This is a genomic window from Paraglaciecola sp. 20A4 (assembly GCF_011378905.1).
Classification (GTDB): Bacteria; Pseudomonadota; Gammaproteobacteria; order Enterobacterales; family Alteromonadaceae; genus Paraglaciecola.
In genome coordinates this window covers 147020-171023 of the sequence record NZ_WTPY01000008.1, presented here as the reverse complement: position 1 = coordinate 171023, position 24004 = coordinate 147020, and the positions used below count along the sequence as shown (strand labels likewise).

General features: G+C 40.1%; 17 protein-coding genes. All 17 read right to left on the bottom strand.

All coding sequences use genetic code 11. From position 1 onward, the window contains the following. Positions 1 to 59 precede the first annotated feature (59 nt). A complete protein-coding gene (locus tag GQS54_RS10900) occupies positions 60 to 875 on the bottom strand; it encodes a Stf0 family sulfotransferase (RefSeq protein ID WP_166424008.1) in 816 nt (271 codons plus the stop codon). Between the two features lie 152 nt (positions 876 to 1027). Further along, positions 1028 to 1999 carry a glycosyltransferase gene (locus GQS54_RS10895; protein WP_277344132.1) on the bottom strand — a complete coding sequence of 324 codons (972 nt, stop codon included), beginning with the start codon at positions 1997 to 1999 and terminating at the stop codon, positions 1028 to 1030. A gap of 51 nt (positions 2000 to 2050) precedes the next feature. Next, the gene (locus tag GQS54_RS10890; RefSeq protein ID WP_166424007.1) at positions 2051 to 2977 is read right to left on the bottom strand and encodes a polysaccharide pyruvyl transferase family protein; all 927 of its coding nucleotides are present in this window, start codon (positions 2975 to 2977) and stop codon (positions 2051 to 2053) included. Positions 2978 to 3232: 255 nt separating this feature from the next. After that, on the bottom strand, positions 3233 to 5104 hold the full coding sequence (locus tag GQS54_RS10885; protein ID WP_166424006.1) for a DUF5672 family protein: 1872 nt from the start codon (positions 5102 to 5104) through the stop codon (positions 3233 to 3235). Between the two features lie 11 nt (positions 5105 to 5115). Continuing rightward, positions 5116 to 6243, bottom strand: coding sequence for a glycosyltransferase (locus GQS54_RS10880; RefSeq protein WP_166424005.1), 1128 nt, complete (start codon positions 6241 to 6243; stop codon positions 5116 to 5118). Then, a complete protein-coding gene (locus tag GQS54_RS10875) occupies positions 6233 to 7273 on the bottom strand; it encodes an acyltransferase (protein ID WP_346766568.1) in 1041 nt (346 codons plus the stop codon). Before GQS54_RS10875 ends, GQS54_RS10880 begins: the two co-directional genes overlap by 11 nt. Continuing rightward, entirely contained in the window at positions 7273 to 9174 is a 1902-nt protein-coding gene (gene asnB / locus GQS54_RS10870) for an asparagine synthase (glutamine-hydrolyzing) (RefSeq protein ID WP_166424004.1), read from the bottom strand. The genes GQS54_RS10875 and asnB overlap by 1 nt, the downstream gene beginning before the upstream one ends. A gap of 57 nt (positions 9175 to 9231) precedes the next feature. After that, positions 9232 to 10299 (bottom strand): GNAT family N-acetyltransferase, encoded by a 1068-nt coding sequence (locus tag GQS54_RS10865; RefSeq protein WP_166424003.1) that lies wholly within the window; start codon positions 10297 to 10299, stop codon positions 9232 to 9234. A gap of 8 nt (positions 10300 to 10307) precedes the next feature. Further along, positions 10308 to 11303, bottom strand: a complete 996-nt coding sequence (locus GQS54_RS10860; RefSeq protein WP_166424002.1) for a polysaccharide deacetylase family protein — start codon at positions 11301 to 11303, stop codon at positions 10308 to 10310. Beyond that, entirely contained in the window at positions 11303 to 12418 is a 1116-nt protein-coding gene (locus GQS54_RS10855) for a glycosyltransferase (protein ID WP_166424001.1), read from the bottom strand. The genes GQS54_RS10860 and GQS54_RS10855 overlap by 1 nt, the downstream gene beginning before the upstream one ends. A gap of 12 nt (positions 12419 to 12430) precedes the next feature. Further along, entirely contained in the window at positions 12431 to 13387 is a 957-nt protein-coding gene (locus GQS54_RS10850) for a glycosyltransferase family 2 protein (protein ID WP_166424000.1), read from the bottom strand. Positions 13388 to 13417: 30 nt separating this feature from the next. Next, a complete protein-coding gene (locus GQS54_RS10845) occupies positions 13418 to 16042 on the bottom strand; it encodes a hypothetical protein (RefSeq protein WP_166423999.1) in 2625 nt (874 codons plus the stop codon). 9 nt (positions 16043 to 16051) lie between these two features. Beyond that, complete coding sequence (locus GQS54_RS10840) at positions 16052 to 17044, bottom strand: GNAT family N-acetyltransferase (protein WP_205967716.1); 993 nt, start codon at positions 17042 to 17044, stop codon at positions 16052 to 16054. Positions 17045 to 17225: 181 nt separating this feature from the next. Beyond that, positions 17226 to 19982 (bottom strand): XrtA/PEP-CTERM system TPR-repeat protein PrsT, encoded by a 2757-nt coding sequence (gene prsT / locus GQS54_RS10835; RefSeq protein ID WP_166423998.1) that lies wholly within the window; start codon positions 19980 to 19982, stop codon positions 17226 to 17228. A 143-nt stretch (positions 19983 to 20125) separates the two neighbouring features. Continuing rightward, positions 20126 to 21751: an FAD-binding protein gene (locus GQS54_RS10830; RefSeq protein ID WP_166423997.1), complete on the bottom strand. Its 1626-nt coding sequence runs from the start codon at positions 21749 to 21751 to the stop codon at positions 20126 to 20128. A gap of 222 nt (positions 21752 to 21973) precedes the next feature. Continuing rightward, entirely contained in the window at positions 21974 to 22813 is an 840-nt protein-coding gene (locus GQS54_RS10825) for a PEP-CTERM sorting domain-containing protein (protein WP_166423996.1), read from the bottom strand. A 350-nt stretch (positions 22814 to 23163) separates the two neighbouring features. Beyond that, on the bottom strand, positions 23164 to 23973 hold the full coding sequence (locus tag GQS54_RS10820) for a PEP-CTERM/exosortase system-associated acyltransferase (RefSeq protein ID WP_166423995.1): 810 nt from the start codon (positions 23971 to 23973) through the stop codon (positions 23164 to 23166). Positions 23974 to 24004: the final 31 nt, after the last annotated feature.

The following is a 24004-nucleotide window of genomic DNA, read 5'->3' as shown; positions in this document are numbered from 1 at the left end:
GTTTGTTTGGCGATAAACATCTGATCAGATTTAGAACATGCATTCAACCCCTAATTTCCTTAAGATCCTACGTATGAGTGGTCTCTAGCTAATAATTTTCTTACCCTTGCCTTTAAGGATAAGTAGCGAGAAGTGTTAACCAATGGATCATCTTTATGGTCCTGCTGAAAGCGTGTTAACCATTCTGAATTTAATTCGTTACTCTGCCGCTGGGTAACGAGCGTTAAGGGGATTTTTTCAGGCAAAACATCGACTTTCATAAAAGACGCAACTTGAGATACTGCACCTGGAATATCAGATTTAATCGTATCAAAATTCATTTCTAGAAAATTAGCTCCGTTAGCAGCTAAAGTATATCGCCAAGATGCTTGTTCAAGGATGGTATTCTTTAGAAAGTGTTTAATGGCGAGATAATCGTATTTAGGATTATCAGACTTGGCTTTTTGGCCTGATATCCACACTCCAGTTTGGGCGGCGATTGATAATGAAACAGCTTGCTTCATGACATCTTTACGTGACAATAAGACGTAATAAGCATCTGGAAATAACGCTTTCAAACCTTTAAATCCACCATACATTTTTAAATGCGAATAATGTATTTTAATACTGAATACACCATTATCCGATGTTCGACGTGTTTGTAACTCGTTCAATACATCTTGAAGCGTCTCTTTTTTAAGAAGGCGTTGCCACTCTTTAAAATTAGCAGGGTTGGTATATTCGAGAGGAAAGCCAAAGCAGCCTGTGGTGTGCAAAGCGTGCCCAAGCATATGACTTCCGCTGCGCGCTGTTGATGCGACTATAAGCACTTTTGTAGGATTACCTACATAGTGATTGTCGTGTTCACTAGAAAACTGATTCTGATAAAATTGCACTAAAGATTCCTGCTTTCACTATAGATTATTAAATGGGGGAAACCCCAGTTTTCAACTTGTGAACTTACACCGATGGACAGAAATTAGCTCGAAAATTCGGATGGTTTTAGGTAAATATTTTTCGTGTGGAATTTATCGTGGATTTGCGTGATTTAATCTGTTGTTCCATCGCCTTTATTGGGAAATCGCACATAATTAACCATACACGATAATAAACGTTTGCTAGCTTGAATGTTTATTGGTTTGAGCAGCCAAGCTTGATAAGCGCATTTCATTGCAAAGCTGAAGTCATTGGCTTCTTCGGCTATATAAGAGCAAATGGTATAGGACTTAGTCTTAGCGCGTATTTTTAGTTTTTTATAAACCTTATTATTTGGCAGCGCTTTAAATATATTATTTATCAACTCAATATGTAACGGCTGGACGTAACGAGCCTTTCGCGATGTAGAGCCGCTGTAAACACGATATTTTAATAGTGCTTTATCACAATAAGCGAGTGGGTTTTCTTGCGCTATTTCTACCCAAAGTTTCCAATCCTCTAAGCATTGTAGACTTTCGTCAAAGCGACCAAATTTATCAAGCAACGTTTTATGTATTAATACTGATGATGTCGTAATAAAATTTTCAACGATAAGTTCTTCGAAGACATCATGCTTTGGTATGTGACTATAGTCTGAACGCTTCACGACACCGGTCTGGTTTTCACCTATATAAACAGAATCACAATGCGACCATTTGCAGTCGCCTAATGAAGAGTACTGCTCATTTAATTTTGTAGGACCCCAAACATCATCGGAATCTATAAATGCGATCCACGATCCATTTGATGCTTCAATACCAGTATTTCTAGCGTGTGATACGCCCTTATTTTTGGTCTTAATCGTTTGCAGCCTTTCAGCATAGGTTGCCAATATTGCTGGGGTATCATCTATTGAACCATCATCGACAACGATGATTTCAATATTGCTGTAGGTTTGGTTAAACACACTCTCCAAAGTGGACTCAATATAGCGCTGCGCGTTATATGCGGGAATTATCACACTGATTAACGGTTCGTTTGGTTCTGGTATCTTCATGTCTTTCAAGGGGCTGCTTATGTCATTTTGTTTAACAGTTGATTGCATTAGTGATCTCAAAGTCGTAGTTCGATAATAACCAGAACAGCGTTTTTTTAGTCATACATCTGAATCTAATTTGCCAATGCTAACTGCGAATTTATCTTCAATACTCTTAATAAGCAGTGCTGTTTTTTCTTTACGCAATTCTTTATCAGAAACTTGGAACGGTAGATTAGAGGCGTTGAAATTAATTTTATCAGCAACCATCTTCAAATGATCAGCATTACTTTGTCTTGGTTGTACGGGAGTCCAATCTGCTGACGCAAGCCCTGCAAATTTTAATGTGCGTTTAACGTTATTTATTAGGATGCGCTTTATCGATTCACCTTGATCACCTTTCCAAGTAGGCTCAATAATATTAAAAGCGATCTTCATATCTAACGAACCGGCCCAATCATTCCATTTGAAATCATTGATATAATCATAAGCTTTAGTCGGTTGCCAAGGCACCCCGTAAGCGTCTGCCATAATAGCGCCATGCATCGCTTCTGTTACGACCTTTTCACAGCTTAGCAATTCATTGATGAATTTTTCAACCGGCCATCTTGGATCTATTAATTTGAATTCTCCAATCTTCGCGGTCTCTTCCCAAAGTCCATTAATGACACTATCTACATGGGGCACATAACCAAATTTGTGTTTAATAACTCTTGAACTTTTCAGAAAGTGGGGGAGTAAATAAGCGCCGTCCAAGAGGGAAATATCTTCTGTGACAGACATACTTTGCTTACTCAAAGGTCCTCTAAGACCCACATAATCCCAATCACCTTGGGATAAATTAGGCATGTCACCATATCCCACACCGGAGGTCAGAACGGTATATTTTTTTGCTGGAGGGATTTTGTGATTTAACAGTGTTCCAATCCCAATAACCAGATGTTCTTCATTGTCATCTAATTTATCACCCAAAATTTGTGGCCATAGCCACTTGTTCAGATCATCTCCAACATTCCCTTCAGGTGCTTCAAAATAGAAAAGCTTCATTAATTCTTTCGCTCTTAATTGTAGAGAATAATTATTTACTGCAATAGGTACTCAAAATGGCACCATATCTAACAAGATGACTATTATATAACGAATTTTTCATTTGTGAGATTAAATAAATGTAAGCTCAGTAAGTAAGGATAGGGCTCGCATTCTATATATTTGAGGGTAACCCTATGGATAGGATTACCACTACTAATACCACTACTAATACCACTACCTATGATTGGATTGCGCTGGCTAAACACATTAATGTTATGTTGTACTGCCATCGTCAATCAGTACCGAGGCAGCATTGAAATACCGTAAAAATTTTTTCTTGTCAGCTTTATTCAGGCATGAAATTTTATGGCATCCGTAACTTTTAAATAAAAAACGGTATTGCGTACTAAACCTTGCACAAGTTTGTCCACGGGCGACTTTTCCACCCATCAAATCAATATGAAAGGCAAAGTAACCATCTTCTCCACCTGGCCAACAAATCGGATCAAATCGTTTTAAGCAATCTACACTTTGTTGCCAGTCTCTTATACTTAAGCCACCATTACCGCCATCTACTGTTATCCCAATAGGCCTCAACCTAGGCCACCATGAGCCAACATAATCATATTGTATAAATTCACTAAGTGGGACGTTTGATGATGGGCAGAGTAATGAGTCAGTTTGAAATACGAATATTTTTTGACGACCATGCAATAACGTCCAGAATGTGTGACTTAGAAAAATCGCATTGTAGATTTTGCCATTTACCTCATCAATATTAAGCGGGGTCAATATGACTTTCTTATTTTCAATGAGTTGTTTAATTTGAGTAGACAGAATAAAACTCAAATTAAGGTTTCCATGGAATAATTGGACTTTGTAACCGGTTCGCTTAACAAAATCTACCACTACTTTTTCTAATAATGGATGGCATCTCGTTTCTAAAATCACCCCTAAACATTCGTCCTGGCTTTGTTTATCTGGCTCCCCGCAGTCTATAAATAAATCGTTGATATTCGTAAAATCTGGACGATCATCGGTTGTGAACATTGATAGATAGGTTTTGCTTAAATACTGAGTATTTAGCGTCTCTAATTTATCTCCGTTTTTATCGAAATTAACGCGTATCTTTTGTGCCGTTGAGGGAGTATATGCGCGTTGTTCAATAAATTTTAGTGCCCGTTTGATTAGACTGAATCTAAGAGGCGGTTTGCTACCTCTCACATCACCCAAATTCAGTAAACAAGACTCAAACGAGCCGATCGAGGCTTTGCGTTTACCTGCTTTTTCTTGGTTTAAAGCGCTGCCTACTTTCTTTTCTAATACGCCTCGATCTATTTTTATATTGCAGTAGTTTTCGATGTTAGTAAGGGTTTCATTGTTTGAGACTATATCATTATAATCAACAATTAAGCCGCCTGTTAATTTTTGCGCATGACTAAATTCTTTGACCAAACGCGCTCTGTGTTTCGCAAAGGCATAAGGTGTAAAAACGGTACTATTTGGCCATTTCGCATACCAGTTCATATGCTGGCTAAAGTTTTTATAAGAAAAGTAAGCGTCTTTAAGATCGCGCCGCAGATACAGGAATTTCGCGTTTGGGAAAAGGGCTTTTAAAAATACCGCTTCTTTCAAACCGTAACGAACTTCTTTGATTCCCCATCTTTTACTCACTTCGTTTTCAATGTTAGGGGAAAAAAGTGTGCGAACGAAGCTTCTATGAGCAGCTAATATCCGGTTTTCGCTTGGGTAAAAATTGGCTATCCATTTATCCGCGTTTTGCTTGAACTCTTCGTTATCGGCAATGTATTTCCGCGGGGGCCAGTTATCATTAAAAGGCTCTATAGTCGACGCCAGCGACTGAATTATATTACTTCTATCGTGGGGCTCTCCCCACAGCAAAAGTGATTCAGATGAAGACAACAGACGTTGCAGGAGTGTTGAACCAGAGCGCCAGCCAGCTGAAAAAATAAAAACAGGTTCATCTTCCGGTACGTTTTCTTCCGTTTTAACGTGGTGCAAGAAGTGGCGCATCCTTGATGCATAATCTCTAGCATCAACAATCTGTTTTACCCGTGCTCTGTGAGCGACAAATGAGCCAAATAGGTAGGCGCAGTGTTGCTTTACATTTTTTATTAAATTCATTTCGTTATTTTTTACTTATTTTCGACATGATTGGTACCTAATTGCCAGTACAATGCTTGATATGCTTGGGTCATATTATTAATGCTAAATACTTCCTCGAATCGCGCTTTGGCAGCGATACCGAACGCTGCTTGTCGAGCGTGGTCCTTAGCTAACATGATCATCGCCTTTGCATAGGCGTGTTCATCATTGTTTGGAGTAACCAGCCCTGTTTGATTGTGCAGGACTATTTCCGGGTTACCCCCCGCGTTTGTTACAATACATGGCTTACCCAGTGACATGGCCTCTAATAACGTCATGGATGTACCTTCACTCAAGGAAGGTAACAAATAGATATTCATCAATTCTAAATGATTATGCGGTTTGGATTCATAACCCGTCATTATGACATTTTCTGATATCCCCAACTCATCGATGACAGCATCAACATTTGCTCGTTCGTCGCCATCCCCCACGATTAACAACTTCGCGTTTATTCCTGCATCAATAACACGCTTAAATGCGCGTAACATCATGTTATGGTTTTTAATAGGATCGAGACGTGCGATGGTGCCAAATAAAACACAGTTTTCGGGTAATTCAAACATTTCGTGCAATTTAGCTACGCGTTCAGTATCCGCAGCAACGCCGATAATGCCATTATAAATAACGTCGATATCGCCGTGAGGTAAATATTCGAATTCAACTAATGCATCTCGTGTGGCTGCTGAAATTGCAGTGGTGGCAGCGGTAAATTTATGCAACAGTGGATTAATTAACTTGCGTTTCCAAGTGGTAGAGTCGGGATAGAAACGGCCATGCTCGGTAAAAATAACTTTTGCAGGTGTTAGTAGTGCACCCAATACGCCGTAAACATAAGGTGTGTACTGATGGCAGTGAATAATATTAATCTTGTGTTCAATAATATGTTTACGAATTTTACCTATTAGGCTGACATCAAAACCAGGTTTACGCGAGAGCGCGCTAATGTTAATGTTTTCGGCAATTAAATCCTCTGCGAAAGGTCCCAATGGAGACTCGATGCACAATACCGACATAGTGAAACGGCTTTTGTCGGCACCTAATATCAAGTTTTTGATTACTTGTTCAGTGCCACCGATACGCATGTCGTACGTAAGATGAAGGATATTAATGGTCATTTTTTTGTCTTTTGGCAGAGAATGTAAAGTTGTTGCGCATATTAATAAATGGCATTTCGATGAATCTAAATAATACTTCAGCTATACATAATGTGATGATTAAAGCAGCAGCAAAGTGCACGAGAAAACCTTGCTCTGCGAAGTAACGTCGACATATCGCTAATGCCTCGGGGTGAAGTAAATATATCGAGTAGGAACGTGTTGAGATATGCATTATAAGTTGATAACCGAAAGGTTTTGTCAGCACTGGAGTATTGACAGCAAAAAATACTAAACAGCCAAATGTCAGTGCTAATATCAGAAAGCTAGGATCTTGATAATCTTGATACGGTGGGTTCCAGCGAAAATAAAAGAAACATAGAAAAGCCGTTAATCCTGTTAGCCCAATTGGTATCTTGAATTTAGTCATATTTGCCCATTGATGAGAATAATGATGTGCACTATGCGCTAAAAATACCCCCATAAGACAACAATCCCACCGAACATGTGTTTCAACCAACGAGTCGAACCAACCCAAACTTCTAAACAAAGAAGGGGTAATAAGCAAAGTAAGCAGTCCTATAGATTGAATAGATGCTTTAAACTTAAATACAACTACTAAAAGAGGAGCAATAACTAAATAAAATTGTTCTTCTACACTTAACGACCAACTTATATAGAAATAGGTCAATGGATAATCGTAATTTTGAATAAATGCAAAATAGGGAAGAGGGCTTTTAAATGAATCCTTTGTTAACACCAATTGAATAATTGTTGCTAACAAAACGACGTAATAAGCTGGTAGCGTTCGCATCCAACGTCTAACCCAAAAGCGTTTTATATCGATATTATTGAACTTTGACTTTTCCGCAAATAATTGAGAACCAATTAACCAACCAGATAGTAAAAAAAAGAGATCAACCCCTGTGCCTCCGAACTGTAACCCGGAAATACTCGAAGGTGCGCCGAAGCTCAGAACACTATGAGCAGTAAACACCATCATTATGGCTAATGCTCTTAATACATCGAGATAGTAGATCCTACCTTGCACTACTGTTCAGCTCCAGTATCTAGCTGTATATAGCGGAACCACCACATTTGGAACATAAGCATGCTCCACAAGACCGTACTATGGTCGGCTTTTTTGTCTTGGTGTTGCTGCCAAAGGTCCTTGACCACGTCCATATCGAAATATTGCTGGATCCCGTGAGATTTAGTGAATAAGTAGTCTTCAGTTAAGTCTCTGATTTCGCTACGAAGCCAAGTAGCTAAAGGAACTGAGAAGCCCATCTTCTTACGATATAAAATATCGTCAGGTAACACTGGTTTGAACGCTTCTTTAAGAATGAACTTCTTTTCACCTTGGTTATATTTTAAATCCGAAGGTAGCGTCGCTGAAAATTCAATAATGTCTTTGTCTAACAAGGGGGCGCGCACTTCTAGTGAGTGAGCCATACTCATGCGATCGACTTTTACTAAGATCCCACCAGGTAAGTATGTTTTCATATCGGTATACAAAATTTTCGATAAGTGATCAGGGCCGTCCGCTTTGTTGTAATTTTCCAGGGTGACTTGGCTAGGATGATACGCACCGAGTTTATCTTTCGTGTCAGCTGTTGCTAGTTTTTGCCATAAGCGGTCATCGATCATCGAGTTGGTAATGTAAAACCCCATGGCCGGCTCTAGACTCAGACTTGTTAACAGAGACTTGGCCTTTCTAAACAGTGGGTGCTCACTTTTTGCAAACAAATTAGCCAGCTTAGGAAACACTTTTTTACGCAGAGCCTCAGGAAAGCGCTGACGTAACTTATTTTCTAACGCGTCGGTAGTATACTTTTCATAACCGGCGAAGACCTCATCGCCGCCATCGCCAGCAATGGCTACAGTGACTTGTGAGCGCGCCAACTGTGAAACAAAATACGTCGGGACTAAAGAGGGGTCCGCAAAGGGTTCATCAAAGTAAGCAACGATTTCCTCTAAATTATCTTTTACATTCTGATGAACAGTAAACTCATGATGTTCAGTGTGGTATTTATCAGCCACAATTTGGGCGAATTCGGTTTCATTAAAACGTTCTTCATCAAAGCCAATGGAACAGGTTTTAACGGGCTTATCACTGTTTAATGCCATCATGGCGACCACGCCGCTTGAGTCGATGCCGCCACTCAAAAAAGCACCTAAGGGCACATCACTGACCATTCGCGAACAGGTTTTCTCAGTCGCCAACGCATATAACTCGCTCGTGAGTTCAGCCGGGGACTTATCACTCACGTGTTTAAATGAGACATCCCAATACTGCTCAATTTGAATGCCGTCCTGTGATACCCACATAAAATGGGCTGGTGGTAATTTATGGATATCGGTAAAAATCGTTTTTGGGTCGGGTACATACTGATAAGCAAAGAAGTCATGCACCGCATCAAGACGCACTTCTCTTGATACATTAGGCAAGGTCAGCAAGGCTTTGATTTCTGAACCAAAGGCAAATTGAGTTTCCGTCTTAAGGTAATAAAGTGGTTTCTTACCGATTCGATCTCGCGCAATTAACAAACGCTTTGTGGTGGTATCCCATAGGGCAAAAGCAAACATACCGTTTATCATGGTTAGCATTTTTTCGCCATGTATAGCATAGAGTGCGAGTATTACTTCGGTATCGGTGTGAGTGCGAAATGGATAGCCTTCATCAGACAGTTGGTCGCGCAGCGCCTTGAAGTTATATATTTCGCCGTTAAAGGCGATAATATATTTTTCATCATAAGAATACATGGGTTGAATACCGGCTTCTGAGAGATCGATAATCGCTAATCTGCGGTGGGCCAAACCAACATATTCGTCTAAGTATTCGCGACCAGCATCTGGACCACGATGATAGATGCTATCTCCCATTCTCTTGAGGGTTTGTTCATTGCCCATATTTCCATTAAATTGCGTAAACCCCGCGATACCACACATAATATTTTCGGCCTTGTTGTTAATGTCGTTTTTTATTCAGCAATTAATTAAATTATTTTACAAACTGATATGTTTTCGGATCCGAGGTCCGATTGACGTGGTTACGGCTAAAGGTAGCTTTGACCATATCGCCTCAACTAAAGGTCTTAGTCGACCTTTCTCGGCGCTTTCTCGTTCATCATTATCTTGAACGGCAAAATTTTGACTGGTTTGATTTGCTGCATTATACCAGTTTAATAATTGAGGCACTGCCCCCCACTGAGCTTTAAAGCGAAATGTTCCTTCGCCGAAGGTGGACCTTCCAAAATCAAACGAACGCATATTATTATCACAAGCTTCTTTGAGCAATGACCAATACAGCAGCATATTTGGCGCCAGCTTATTGTATTCAGCGACAGTAGAGGCCCATGGAATAGCTGTGCTTTGATTATTTGATAGGGTTATCCCGGCACCAACAGGTATATCATCACTGTATACAACAGATAAAACGTAGTTACCCTGATAGTTGTTCAACAAATGCTTGAACCATTCTTTGCTATGCACCGGTGAGCCTAATTTACGCATATTAATAGCGAAAATTTGATAAAAATCGTCAAGTCCTTGGCCGTTTTTATATATTTCATATCGCAGTCCATTTTTTTCGGACTTTCTGATTTGACTGCGTAATTTTGATTTGAAGCTACTCATTAGCGCTTCACTGGTTTCTGGCAAGGATAGCAGCATACGTACTTTTTGCCCCTCCATCTGCGAATCTTCACCAGGCTCGTCAACCAAATCTCTAAACTCGAATTTTTGACCTTTGGCAGCCGAAAGTTGCTGATTGATAAATTGGGTCAACCGTTCGACAATCGCGCTATCGTCTCCCAGAGCGTAACCTAAATCACAGTAAGGTAGAGCACAAAAAGTAGGACGTAGCAAAGGACGCTGCATTTGAATACAAGGTAATATACCGACAATTTGATTATTTTTGATTGCGATGGCAGCAATATTTTTGTGCTGATAGGCTTGTTCGACACTTTTTAGCCATCCGAAACGGTGATAGGCCGTGGCTCTGGGGTGAGCATTAACGTAATTGTTCCAAAGCGGCTCATCTTTATTGGTTGCCAGGCGAACTTGAACCGTCATTTATTCTTTTACTCTTTAGTTAACTGTAATTTGGCTGCGGCTTCAGAAATTGTACAAAAATCTAATGCATATTTAGCGCTTAGGGTCTTAATTACTTCCGCTACAGATTGACTAATAAACTCGTAGGCGTTTTGGTTGCCGAGTAAACTGTTGTTGTTATCTAGCAAACTCGAGCTATGCATATACATGTGCAATATTGGGTAACCCTTGCCTATAACTGTTTCACATAACGACAGCATGTCCTCAGTCGTTGACAATTCAGGACACAAATATTGTTTTCGCAGTAACTGGGTATGCCAAGCAATACCATTAAAACGGGTCCAACTGTACGGCGGGCTAGCAAATTTAGTATGAATACTATTCCAAAAAGAAAAATTTGGCCGATTAAAACCGACGGTAACCGGCAACTCATAAATTTCTTTTTGCTGAGACTCTTTTAATGGATCATTTAAATCTGGCCAGTAGGGCAAAGACGGTGCGCTATGACAACTGAAATAATCATTGTTATAAAATGGATAAATGCTGGAATCAACGTTTATGCCAGCGTTTACCAGCAAATTAAGTACTTTAGAATCGATCCCCCAGCGCCCCGTACGAAATGACTTGGCTTGCACGGCAAACTGCTGGTGAATAAGTTGCATTAATGCGTCTAGTTTTTGCGATACCTGCTCCACTGGAAGATTAATCACATGTGAGCTTTCATCAGTCGCAGGGCTAAAATAAGGCGGATTACACCAAGGGTGTAAATGTGCGCCTATTTCGCAATTTTTCTGCTCTGCAATAGCGCGCATTTTAGACGCCGCGTCATGACAGTTAGCAACGGCGTAATCAACAAAATAAGTAGGGCGCACGCCAAGATCTGCCAAGTGTTGATGAAAGCGAGGCAAAAGATTAACGTTATTAACGTCTACATTTTGTTGAGGGAATGCCCCTGACCAATCCCATTCTTCTTCCGTATCAATGGATAACACGAATATAACTGGCGCTGATTTTCCTTGTTGCATTAACTGTCCTTTGTCATATCTGCAAACAACTCGCTGTACTGTGAAGCCATGCGCTGAGCCGAGTAATTATCGTATACGAATTGTTTGGCATTTTCAGCAATTTCACGTGCATATGATGGTTCGAATAGGAGTTTCTCCCAATACTCTAATAAGCGCTCTTTATCTCCTAATGCTGCTAGTAATCCGGTTTCCTCATGATTAATTAGCTGATCAATTCCTGGAATATCATATGCTGCCACTGGTATACCTGCGGCTGTGGCCTCCATTAGACAACGAGGAATGCCTTCAAGCGTGGAGGTCATAACAAATAAATCAAAAGACTTGAGTAGGCTTAGTCTGTCATCTCTGAAGCCTAGAAAATCAATGGCATTTTTGCAATCTAGTGTGTTGCTGTATTTTTCGAGGGCTTGGCGCGAATCACCATCCCCTAGTAAAATAAGTGCGGTATTTGGGTGTTTCTTGTGTAATTCACTGAATACATCCAGTATGTCGCGGATATTCTTACGGCTGATCATTTGACCGACAAAACCAATACGTTTGCACTCAGGATTGGCGCGTTGCGGAACGGGTTCTGCTTCAACTTCAGAGAGGTCAACACCATTTTGAATATACAAGGTGTTTTCTGGTTTCACGCCCATTTTTAAAACGTCGCGCATAAGTTGTTGTGATAGGGGGACCACTTTGTGAGCGAAACGCATCGACTGACACCCTAACCAAATAAAAGCACGTAGTTTGAAGTCTTTCGCATTTTCAAAGCCGTGAGGCGTAACAATACATTTAATGTTTGCACGCTTTGCTGCTAGCACACCGATAATGTCTGATTTATAGCCATGGGTATGAATAATATCGATTTTCTGTTCGCGGATTAATTTTGCGAGTCTACTGACGGCGCCTAAATCAAATTTATTTTTCATATCAATGATATGGGTATTTAAGTGAAGGTTTTTATATTCGCTCAGCAGCTCTAAGGGCTTCTGTCCGGGCTCCATGGTTACGGCTAAATCACACGTTACACTGCTAGGGTCTAAATGTTTTGCTAAGGCCAGTACCCAACGCTCTGCACCGTAAAAGCCGGTAGGACAAATAAATTGAAGTACTTTAAGTTTACGGGTCATGGATACAGAGCCTTAGGAGTTCTTAATACGAATTGATTTGAAAAGACCGACAAAGGTACCGATCGCTCGAGCAGGAAAATAAACAATATAAAATGAAAATATTTGAAAAAAGGAAACAGGCAAATTATTAATATTTTGCAATCTTACACTGTATACCATTACAGGAAATAGCCCAATCAACAAACTACCTATGGCGAGACTCCGTAGACCAAAAATTAACAGTAAGAAACTCGCTATGATAAATAAGAATATCGCTGGTGGTACAACAAAGCTTGGCCATTCTCGAAGTGGAATATGCCTCCCTTCAATTGATTGTAAGTTTGACTGACCACGCCATATTTCCTTGTTAAACAACCCTTTAAGCGTTTTGTCTTCGCCAAGGTGTATATAGGTTGCTGAAGAAGTATAGAATAACGCGCCAAGTTTAGCGGCTTTATCAGTAAAGTAATAATCTTCGCACGTCACTAAGTGCTCAGGAAACCCGCCAATTTCCGCAAATGCCTCACGCGTTAGAAATAAATTGCGACCAGGCAAAAAGGCCACATTCACATCAAGTTCAGCATTACTTAGGCTAGTGCGGATCTTCTCTAATGGTGGGGCATCCGATTTACATATTTGCATGGCACTGACGATAATACGTTTTGTGTCGCTGGCTAACGTACTCTGCATTTCCTCTATCCAGTTTTCAGACAAGTATATATCTGCATCAAGGAACGCTAAGTACCTGCCAGATGATTGTGTAACGCCATAATTTCTAAGGGCGGAAATGGTCTCACTTTCTTGACGTAAGAAAGGTTTAATGTGCAGTCTAGGGTTGTCTGATAGGGCTTGATTTAGCACTTCAGGCGTTTGACTGACGACAATCACTTCGACTTGAGTCAAGTCAAAAGACTGTTTTGCAATAGACTCAATGGTTTGAATCAACATTTCAAACCGCCCCTTATGGGGGATAATAAACGAAATTTGCATCTAGTGTAGCGATCCTAAAAATGTCATTGCTTATCTTAGCCTTTTCTTAAGCCAGTTTACTTCATCAGCTATTGAAACTGATAGTAAACGTTTGCTGAAGGCTTTCAGTAACTGGGTGGTGAATGAGCCTTTTTCGTAACTAGGCGTGGACCAGTCTTTTTTACGTAAGCTGAGTTCATGAATGAGCTCAGCTTCTTTGAAATAACGTGTTGGCCCATCATTTTGCATAAGCAATACCATGATCCGCGTATAGGTTTTAGTCTTGCTCTGTGCTAAGCGTGATGCCACTTGGTTTTCGATGGTCAATGCTGTGTTCAAATATTGCTCTGCAGATTTATTGGAATAAAAGTACGCGGCAGATAATACATGGGCTTTACGTAAATCTTGAGCTGTCCAAGTGTCATTCGGATATTCAAGAATGTCCGGCTTGTCTAAATACATATATTCCTTTACTTGCATCCAGTCTGCATAGTTGAGCAGGCAATCCCGTGCATAATAAAATGCTTGATTGAAATCTTCAGCCGCGCGCTTTATATCAAGATAGCGCACAACGGATTGCAGAAATACGGTATAAAACCAGGTTTCCTCGACATTTTCTAAATTACGCGATGACACATCTTCATCCGGATGAACGGTATGACAAATAACGTGTTCAACTGCGTGTAAAAGCGTTGTATCGCTTGTCAATATGTAACTGTCTAACAATGCATTAAGATAATTTGCAGTACCGCGGTCAAGAGGATATTGCCCGCTGAAATGGTTTTTCAAACCTAGTACGTTACGATTTTTAAGGGCAAGCAATAGTTCAAAGCAGGTATTGCCGCCTTCATATACGTATGTGATCCAGTTTGTTAGCGTTATGACTGCTTGTTTGGCAGCCTCATCACCGGTAAGCAAATAATAAAGCGTTAAGCCAGATGTATAACAATGCTGCCCACCGGGCCCTCCGCCGCCTGCATGATCCTGATAAGCACCTTTACTCTGATGTTTAGAGTAAGAACGATGGCTAGAGGTAAATGCTTGTAAATAATGGTCGGTATGCCAAAACATACCACCGTTATATTCTGATTTATCATCCGTGGTGTGATATATATCGATGTCTTTTACATGCTTAGCCAAGTCATCAGCAAGGGCATACCAACGACGATCACCGTTTAGTAAAAACTGGCGTAAAAAGCCATAAATAGGATCATATTGATTGTTGTAATGTGAGACAAAAATAGCGTCCCCATCATGCTCAGCTGTTTCATGGTCAGCGTATAAATCACCAAAATTTCGCCAACCATATTCATCTAATTTTTCTCGTTTTTCAAAAAAGTTGTTATCAGAGCATAACCCATTGTTTATTAACAACTGGAGCTCAGAATCCTGCTTGGCATATTCGGTATACAAAGGCAGATCGCTATTGGCATATTGTGCAACGTTAGGCTTAATGCTGCGCGTAACATGCGTCCAATCAAGGGCGTTTTTATCTTCATTGGCCGAAAACCATAGGGTATGTGTACTTTTCTCGCCGCCCTGAAGCTCATAATTGCTATTTATTTGCTCGGGGAAAAACCCTACAGAAATACTGTCTTGGTTTATACCGATTGCGCTCGGGAACTTTTGCCAAAATTGCACCACGGTTACGTTAAATGTGTGCGCAAAGTGAACGTGAGGCGTCGCCCGTAAGCCCGTTTCAATCACTGCACTTTGCGACGAAACATTGTAGCCTTTTATTTCAAATGGAATTTTTTGTTGATGGTTAACATGCACAGGACTTTGCCAGTTGTCGCCGCCGCTTGAATGTTGGGTAATCGTTATCGGAAATTGTGCGGGGGTTTGCCATTCATTATCAGGAGTTAAACGATAGCTAACAGGACAAATCTCTTCGCGATAAAAATTCACACTTAATTCAGAAAAATTAAATGAGTTAGGGTCGCCTAAATCCCAACTTCCTCCGCTATGCTTGGCACTCTTAGGGTTGTGTAACGTTACATCTAATTTTATGGCATCTTGATCAGCCGTGAAGGAAAAAATATTTTTAGCATGAATAAGCGAATGAGTATTTTGGCTTGTGTCTGTGTAGTCAATATCAACGTCAAGCTGCAAAGCGAAAATAGAACCATCAAGCAAGTTAGGAACTTCAAGGACTTGGACGTTACATGAGGATATTGCACAACCAAGCTTAGAGGCATCTTTAAATATTAGGCGGCCTTTAACAGACTCCTGCTCAAATTTATTTTTCATTTTAGATTTTAATGAAAAATTACCGTTAGCGTTATCTAATGTAAATATATGGTGTACGTTGTTTACTTTGGTCTGATTCTCACTTTGTGAGTAAACAAGACTATTTGAAATTGACTGTGATTCAGAGCGTTTATTTTGGCTGATAACGAATTTAAATTGCGTTTTAGGTAATTTAATCTCAAAGGCTGACGCGGGAGCGAAAAATGTCAGGTGGATCCACTTAACACTCTTATCGGGCCATGTGGCGAGGATGCGGGCGCCACAACTGATAGGCGTTGTATCGTTTAATAGCTGACTATGCTGCAAATCAAAAAGTGCGCCTTGGGGTAACGGTATGCTGGTTGAAATGTCGCCATCTAAAGAGCTATCTTTTGATAAGCTCAATTCTAAAGGGATGCAGTGAATCCATTGAGGGTTATTATTCATTTGCTTATTCTAATCTTTAAATGATTTTTGTAGGGCATGTTTAAAATGCCGAAGAGTTTCTCTTGAACGCATTAATAATGAGGGTTGATAGAAACATGCCATCTTTTGCATAGTGCTAGGCGTATTTGACAAAGACTGTTTGTAACGCGCTTCACCTGCTAAAAAGCTATATTTAGTTACTTGCTGCTCTATTGCTTCTTTAATGATATACGTATGAGCGAGTAAACCAATTTTTATACGGTTATCCGTATGATTTTTAATAGCGGATAAATAAAAATACCAAGCGTTACCTTCTTTCAATATATAAATATATGCCAATGGTTCGTCATTTACTCTTAAACAATAGAGGCTAGTCACATTACTTGTTTCTGCGTCAAATATTAGTTGCTGATGAAAATGTTCGAAAATAGGGTTATCGAAACCGCTGCCGTATTCTGTATCTTGCCATTTATCTTTATGTAGGGCAGCAATATCTTGTAAATAACTGCGTTTTAGCTCATCTGTGTTTGCGATGGTAAGGGACAAACTGCCACCCTGGGAGAGTATTTTTTCTGTACGCCTTATTTGTGCGCGAGTATTCTTTGATAGATCTTTTAAATAGTCGTCTACATGCATTTTATCTCGTAAGTTGACCTCAAAGTCGGGAGAGCTAAGATCTATACGAGAATAGGGTAATACGTGCTGGAATTCGCCCAGCGTTTTTACCCTAGATAAGCCAATATGCAATTCCTGCCACAGATGTTGATGTTCGAGTAAGTATGTGGTCATAGCTTCACGAATACTCTGTTTGTGGCTGCTGTGAAGTAGAAAGTCATTATGTTCAATCCACATTTGATCCAGCCCTTGCTCACCGCATCTGTGCAACCATAATTGCTTAATTTTTATTCCAAGGAATATTCTTTCGATGCGTTGAGTAAAAAAAGCCAGACCGACACAAACGTCATCTTGATACGCTATCAACACAATTGGTGCTGATGGCAAACTGTTTATCCATGCGCTCATCCACGACCAGCTTAGAAATACACAACCATCAGATTGCTTGTGTAGCGTTTTCCATAACGTTTCGTGCCGTCCGATATCTTCAAGCGGATAATGTTCGATATTAAGAATAAAATTTACTCGTTGTCAGCGCCATAAATAAGGCCTTGCTATTAGGTATGACAAGGCCTGTATCAGCGGTATATTAAATACTAGCACTCAAGCGAGACAGTATTTGTTTTTCTCTGTCATTAGCTGGTTTTAGTCGATTTGATAACGCCTTGGCTTTGTCTTTACTGCCGGTACTGATTAGCACTTCAATTAAGTGAAGTGATATCTCATTATTTTGTGGTAAAGCTTCATGGGCTTTTTTAATATAGGTTAATGCATCACCATATTTCTTATCGTGAAATAAAGCCCAGCCTAATGTATCCATAGCATAAGGAGATTCAGGGTATATCTGAATTGCTTTTTGAGCGAGTTCTATCGCTTGAGCGACATTTCCCTGTTCAATCGCAAGAGCAGAATAGTTATTTAGCGTCACGAAGTCTTTGGGATTCAGATCTAGTAAGCCTTTATAATATATTGCTGCCGAATCAAGCTCACCGTTTTGTGCATAATATTCCGCTATGTAATGAATATTTTTAAATTTGACTCGACTCTTAGCTGTTTGTTCTACGAGGTATTTTCCGCCTGAGGGAACTTGACCTAATTTCGCTAAGGCTTTTGCTAGCGGTATGGCTGTGTCCCAAGAAGGGTCTTCTGAATAATAGTGTCGAAGCAGTTTGCTTGCTTTCTCGTATTCCTTATCGTGTAAAGCGATCTCTCCTTCAAACAGTTCAAACATGGGAGAGCTATTGCCTTGGGTTTTCATTTTATCAATTTTTTGCTTAGCTTTACGAATATCCCCAGCTCTAATCAATGCTCGTATATTGAGTACCGTAAGGCGCGGGTCGCGAGGAATAGCGGCCTCAGCACTGCTAGCAACCTCGGCTGCTTCTGCATGCAAACCATACTGATTAAGCAGATTAATGAGCTTATTCCAACTAACAGTATTTCTTGGAAACGCACTAACCAGCGTTTGAAAGGTTGATTTAGCATTTTTGAAATCATCCATTTCGATATATGTTTGACCAAGTTCAGACAAAACAAAAAAGTCATTCTTGACCTCGATTCCTTTCAAAATATCTAACGCTTTTTGATACTCACCTTGGTAGTTGTAAATCGTGGCTAATCCTACTTTGAGTTCTAGCGCCTCGTTTTTATCGTCAGTTGCTTGTTTTTCTACCAATGACTGGAGTATAGATTCGACAGACTTAAGGTCATTTTGTTGTATGGCTAGATTAATCAGGGTGAGAATAAGTTGAAATTTACCATCAGCATTATTGGACGATTCTAGTAACGTTTCAGCCAAAGCTCGTGCTTCGTCAAAGCGCTTTTCGCGCGCATTCATTAACATTAAAAAGCGCATTGCTGGGTAGTTATCTGGTGCTAATTCAAGTGCTTTATTCAACCTTTTGCGCGCCGTAGCGTCATCATTTACTTGTTGCAGCAAATAGGACTCAAGCACTAAGCCGTCTACTTGATTTATTTGTTGCCAGCGCAAGGCAACCGCTAACGCCTTTTTAGGCTCTTTTGCTTGCATATGTGCCTGAGCAAGTAAATTCCAAGCGTCACTTAATGTGTTGTCTAACTCAATCGCAGATTCAAGACTATCGATTCCAGATAAGTCTCCAGCAGATAATTTAACTAAGCCTTCGCGCAACAGTGTGACTGCGTTATCAGGCGCACCTTCTTTTGCTTGAGCAAATAGATTTTTGGATTCTTCTAGATCTCCTTCTCGAAATTTAATCATCGCTGCACTTTCAAGCAACGCCGATTTCTGCACATCTTGACCTGAAAGGCCTTCGAGTAACTCAGCTAAATTATTCGTTTCGCCTAATCTAATCTTAACATCGGCTAATAAGCGGTTAGCAATATGGTCACGGGGGATATTTCTGGAGGCTTTCGATAAATACTTATAGGCGCTTTCAGTGCGTTCAATTTTGTACGCGCTGATGCCGGCAAGCAAATTACTTTGAGTGGTATCGATGCCGTTTTGTATAGCAAATTCTGCCGCATCAAATGCTTTTTTATATTCCTCTTCGTTAATATGTACTTGTGCCATAAGTAATTTGGCATACGCGCTGTTGGCGTTAACTTCTAAAAGTCCATTAATAAGCGTTTTAGCTTTCTCGATATTGCCGGCTTTTATCAATATTTCTGCAAACTGAAATTGAATAACATAGTATTCAGGTGACGAACTTACCACTTGTTCTAAGGCATTAATAGCTGCTTCGTATTCCTCTAATTGTGCTTTGATTAGGCCTGTAACGATCAGTTTTTCAATTTTGTTGTGCGTCAAATCCTGAAAATCAGACAAAAATTCGTTGGCTTGAGAGAAGTTCCCCTGGGAAAAGTCATAATAGACTTGCGCTAATATCTTATCATCACCGATTAACGTTGAAAAATCAGTGTTAATAACGTCATCGTTGGATGCATCTTTTAAAATCGCTAGAAAAGTGAACAAATCTACGCTGCTTTGGACTTCCGGATCGTCACTATTGAAGTCTTGTGTCAATCGAATAAGACGGTCGAAGTCATTTTGATAATAAATTGCCTTGACGAGCGACGGGTAAATAGAATCCTTCTCTTCGCCTAATTCTAACGCCTTGCGCAGTTCTTTTTCAGACTCATCAAAGAAACCGGCTTCAAGATAATATTGCCCTAAGTTAGCCCTAGCATCTTTATTTTGCGGAGCCAACGCAATCGCATTTTTTAAGTCGATAATAGCAGCTTGGGTATCATTCTGTTGGTACTGGGTTTTTGCTGCAGCGATATATTCTTCCGCTGTTTTGCTATCACAACCGGTTAGTGTCAACGCTGATAAAGCAACAAAATATGAAAGTAACTTGATGCGCATACTAACTCCATTAATTTAATATTAGATACAGGACTACTCAGTTAGTAGTCGCTTATAATACAATAGTATTAATACTCTATTGCATAATGTCTTCGCGAACAATAGACAGTTATCAAGACGGCTCTACCACCATTTTGACCTTGTTAAGGGTTATACCTATTTGGCGACAATATACCATTTGGATCGATAGCATTTTTCAATAGGGATGTTGTCTTCCAGAATATACTATCTGAAGGTAATGAGGCCTGTTGCGCTGTATTCATTCTATAAGGTACGAAACCTCTTTTACATCCTTCGGTAAATAGCTCTTTTAAACATAGATGTGCTGCAGTCACTGCTTCTGGGTTCTCAATATCAAATACTAACGGTACTGTAGAATCGATACAATCGTGCCTAAGATTGGTAAAGGTAATTAACGGCTCGATACCGTATTTAGGCGTTGTCGCGCGAATAAAGTTAACAAAATCTAACAGTACTTCAGGGGCCATTCTAATAAGCGGTGCATACCAGAGTAAACCACACTTATCTCTATCTGGCAGCAATACATTTGATTTGTCTGCCTCTACTCTGGGGTTGCGCCAATAAGCTAATGGTAGGGCCACTTGGTTAGGTTTGCCCAACATAATTTCGGTGCCTTCATCTAACGTATTAAGTTGCGAGCGGATATTTTCCAGCGCATTGAAAGAGGGCAGAGGTAGACCAAGTACAAATTTGGCGATATGAATAAGCCAACTATTTGAAAAATTTACTTGGCCAACTTTTTTGGCTCGACGTTTAAATATCTTTTGTGTGGCGGCTACAACGTCTTTTGATCCGTATATCGTACCTACTATCATCCATTGTGGAAGCCGATTGGCCGATGCAATTGATTCAACTTGATCCTCGGTCATGGTTTTATGTGTGCCTTGCCCGTTTGGATTCGGTGCAACCATGGAAACAAGTCGGCGACGATCCATTAAATTAATTGAACCTACTATGCCTTCACAATCAAGCAGTGTTTGTTCAATTAACGCTACTGCATCTGAAAATTTATCTGCATCAAAGACTTGTAAGTAAAAAGCACTAAAGTGTTCGGGCCTTGGTGCTAAGCGGATCGTTATTTCAGTGACTATGCCAAAGTTACTTTGCGTAAATAGTCCATCAATGTAGGGGCCTAATCCCCATTTAAAGGTTTTGTCTATGACGTCTAATCCTGAGCCGTCTAGATTGGACACGGCAGACTCAAATTTTTGACTACACAATTCTGGGTGCGGTAAATAGGCTTTTAGCGCATTTACTGAAGCGAAATGATCAGTCCGTGGCGTGATCCCATAGCCTCGTTCTAATGCATTACTTAACACGCTGCATTGAGGTCCCGCACCTGTTACCGGTACCATAAAAGGCCAGTTATTTTTCTCTAAATAATCAAATAAATCTTGTTGTGTCACGCCGGGCTGAAGGGTGATTAATCCCGCTTTTTTATTGGTCGGTACGATGGCTTTCATTTGGCCTAAATCAACCACCACTCTTGGGCCGTTAATAGGTGTATTTTGAACCGAACCATAACCCCAATTGTTTCCTGTGCTAATAGGATATATATAAAATTTACGTTCGTTCGCTAAACGTAATAACTTGGGAATGGCTGATTCGTGTGTTACTTGAACGGCGAAATCAATGACAACATCTTCTGAGAACGTTGTTTTTCCGTAACGCTGCGTTGCATCTTCTTTTTCAAAAAGTACGGCTTCAGTGCTTAGCAAAGCCTCGCTGATCAAGTTCAATAAATCCATTTTTAATCCAAAATAACGTGAGCCAAAGGGGAAGTCTACTACACAAAAGAGTCACAGCGAGAGTAAATGAAATATTTGTTGTTCAAATGGCGGGCAACTAATTCGATGGAAATAATGATTACGCATGGGTACAAAAGAGAATAAAGGTAAGGTGACTGTGTTGAATTTTGGTTATAAAAAAAGCCGGCAAGCCGGCTTTTTTATAAATAAAGTAATTAAACCTTATTTTTTAAATTTTCTACCAAGACCTAGGCCTAAAAGACCAAGACCTAAGAAAGCTAAACTTCCTGGTGCAGGTACACGTTGAGTCAAACCAACAACGATATTATCAAACTCACCAGCGATACCAGAAGATACAACGCGGAAGTTATCAAAAGATTCTGCAAAAGAGAAATCAATGTTTACGTAGGTATTAGATGCAGGTGAGCTCTGGTTACCTGAGGTACCATTAAATTGTGCTAATAATTCAGGACCAGTTATCTCAGCTACCATAGTGTCGCCAGAGAAAAATTGGAAGCTGTTGTAAGTATCAACTGAACCCCAGTAAAAGCCCAAATAATCGATAGTTGAACCCGCAAGGCTAGCATCGATAGTGCCGATGTTAGTTAAGAACGTTGAGTAGTCAATATCAACAAAGCTATCTGTTCCAATAGTTTCAGGCGTTGTGTATGCATAACAAGTGGTGTCACCAGCTGGAGCAGCGGCAACATTAGGAACTGAATCGTTACGAACACCAACTACACCTAGTGCGCTTGGCGTGATGCCCAAAGGCGAGTTAACTTGGCAACCAGCTGAAGAACCTGCAATATTATACTGAGTGTCGCCACCAGCACCTATTGGATAAGAAGTCGCACTATCGAATGTTTCAACAAAGTAACCGTTCGAAACAGTTAATGCAGTAATTTGGTTGCTTGCATCAATACGGCTGCTGGTTACACCAGAACCGTCAGTAGCAGCTTGGCCACCGAAAGTAATAGTTGCTGCACTTGCTTGACTTGCTGCGCCAAATGCTAATAGAGCGGCTAGTGTTACTAATTTTGTTTTCTTAACTAAATTTGTCATGTGATATTCCTTAAATGAGGCCAGAGATACTGCTGTAAATGATAAAGCATTAGTTGTGCCAAGTTTGAAAATAACTTAAATAACAATGAGATAAGTATTTTCTCGAATTTAAGTATTAGGAAATGTAAATTTTACTGACAACGGCGATTTTCCTTGCCGCAACCCGTTGTAATGTAGGTGTTGTATTTAATTATTAGGTTACAACTTCGTTAAAAATCATCAACGAGTGGGTAGATTAATTTCCGTAACACTACGTGGTATAGGGGGTAGAACGATACTTGCTGAAAAATTTGGCGGTGTAAAATTTTTTGACATTCTGCACAGCCTAAGCAATAGGCCGTGCATATAGATTAATTGAATTGGGTATTCACTTTCTTTTCGATGTTTTTCAACATGCGCTTGAACCCGGGTGTCAGCCCGCTCATTAGCAGGTGTCGGCTAATATAATAAGGTGCGCGTTTGCCATGATATTCAACTACTGGGCCTACCTGCTGAAATGGAATACCTACGAATCTTAAGCTGCGCGCTAATCTGGGCTCCATCATAACAAAGCAATGTTTTATATCGTGCTTACGGGATGTTGATGCGGCGCATAAATACAACCCGACTGCAATAAACGGAAAACAACGAAGTTCTCTTTCTGAATAAACGTGTTCGTTAATGGCACCTGTAGCAGAACCTTTGAATTTATCTGTTGCCCGTTTACGAAATTGGGCGGGTACCGCAAGTCGTGATATTTCACATATTTCGCTACGCGGAAAATCACTGGGATGCACGGCGTCTTCAGCAATTGAACTAATACAGTATTTTTCTATCGGTAAAAGCTGCTCTTCACTGTCAGAACGAACTATTCTGACGGTACCGGCATATTCGCCAGTGGGGATATGTTTAATTAAACAGTGGGTGGAATGACTGTCAAATTGGTCCGTCTCCATTTCATCAACACGAACATCTTCGAACTTTAGTTCTTCGCAATACACTTTATGTCTAATTTTAAAGCATTCGCCTCTCAAATCGTCTGTCAACGCGACAACAGGACTAAGGTACTCAGCGAAATGTTTAGATATTTGGTTAGCTTTTTGACTTACCACCAAATTCATTAATTTTTTTACTACTGGCCCAATAAAGGGGAGATCAGCATATTTTCGAAGTTGTTTCATAGGCTTATATCTTTAAAACTGTTTTCCACAT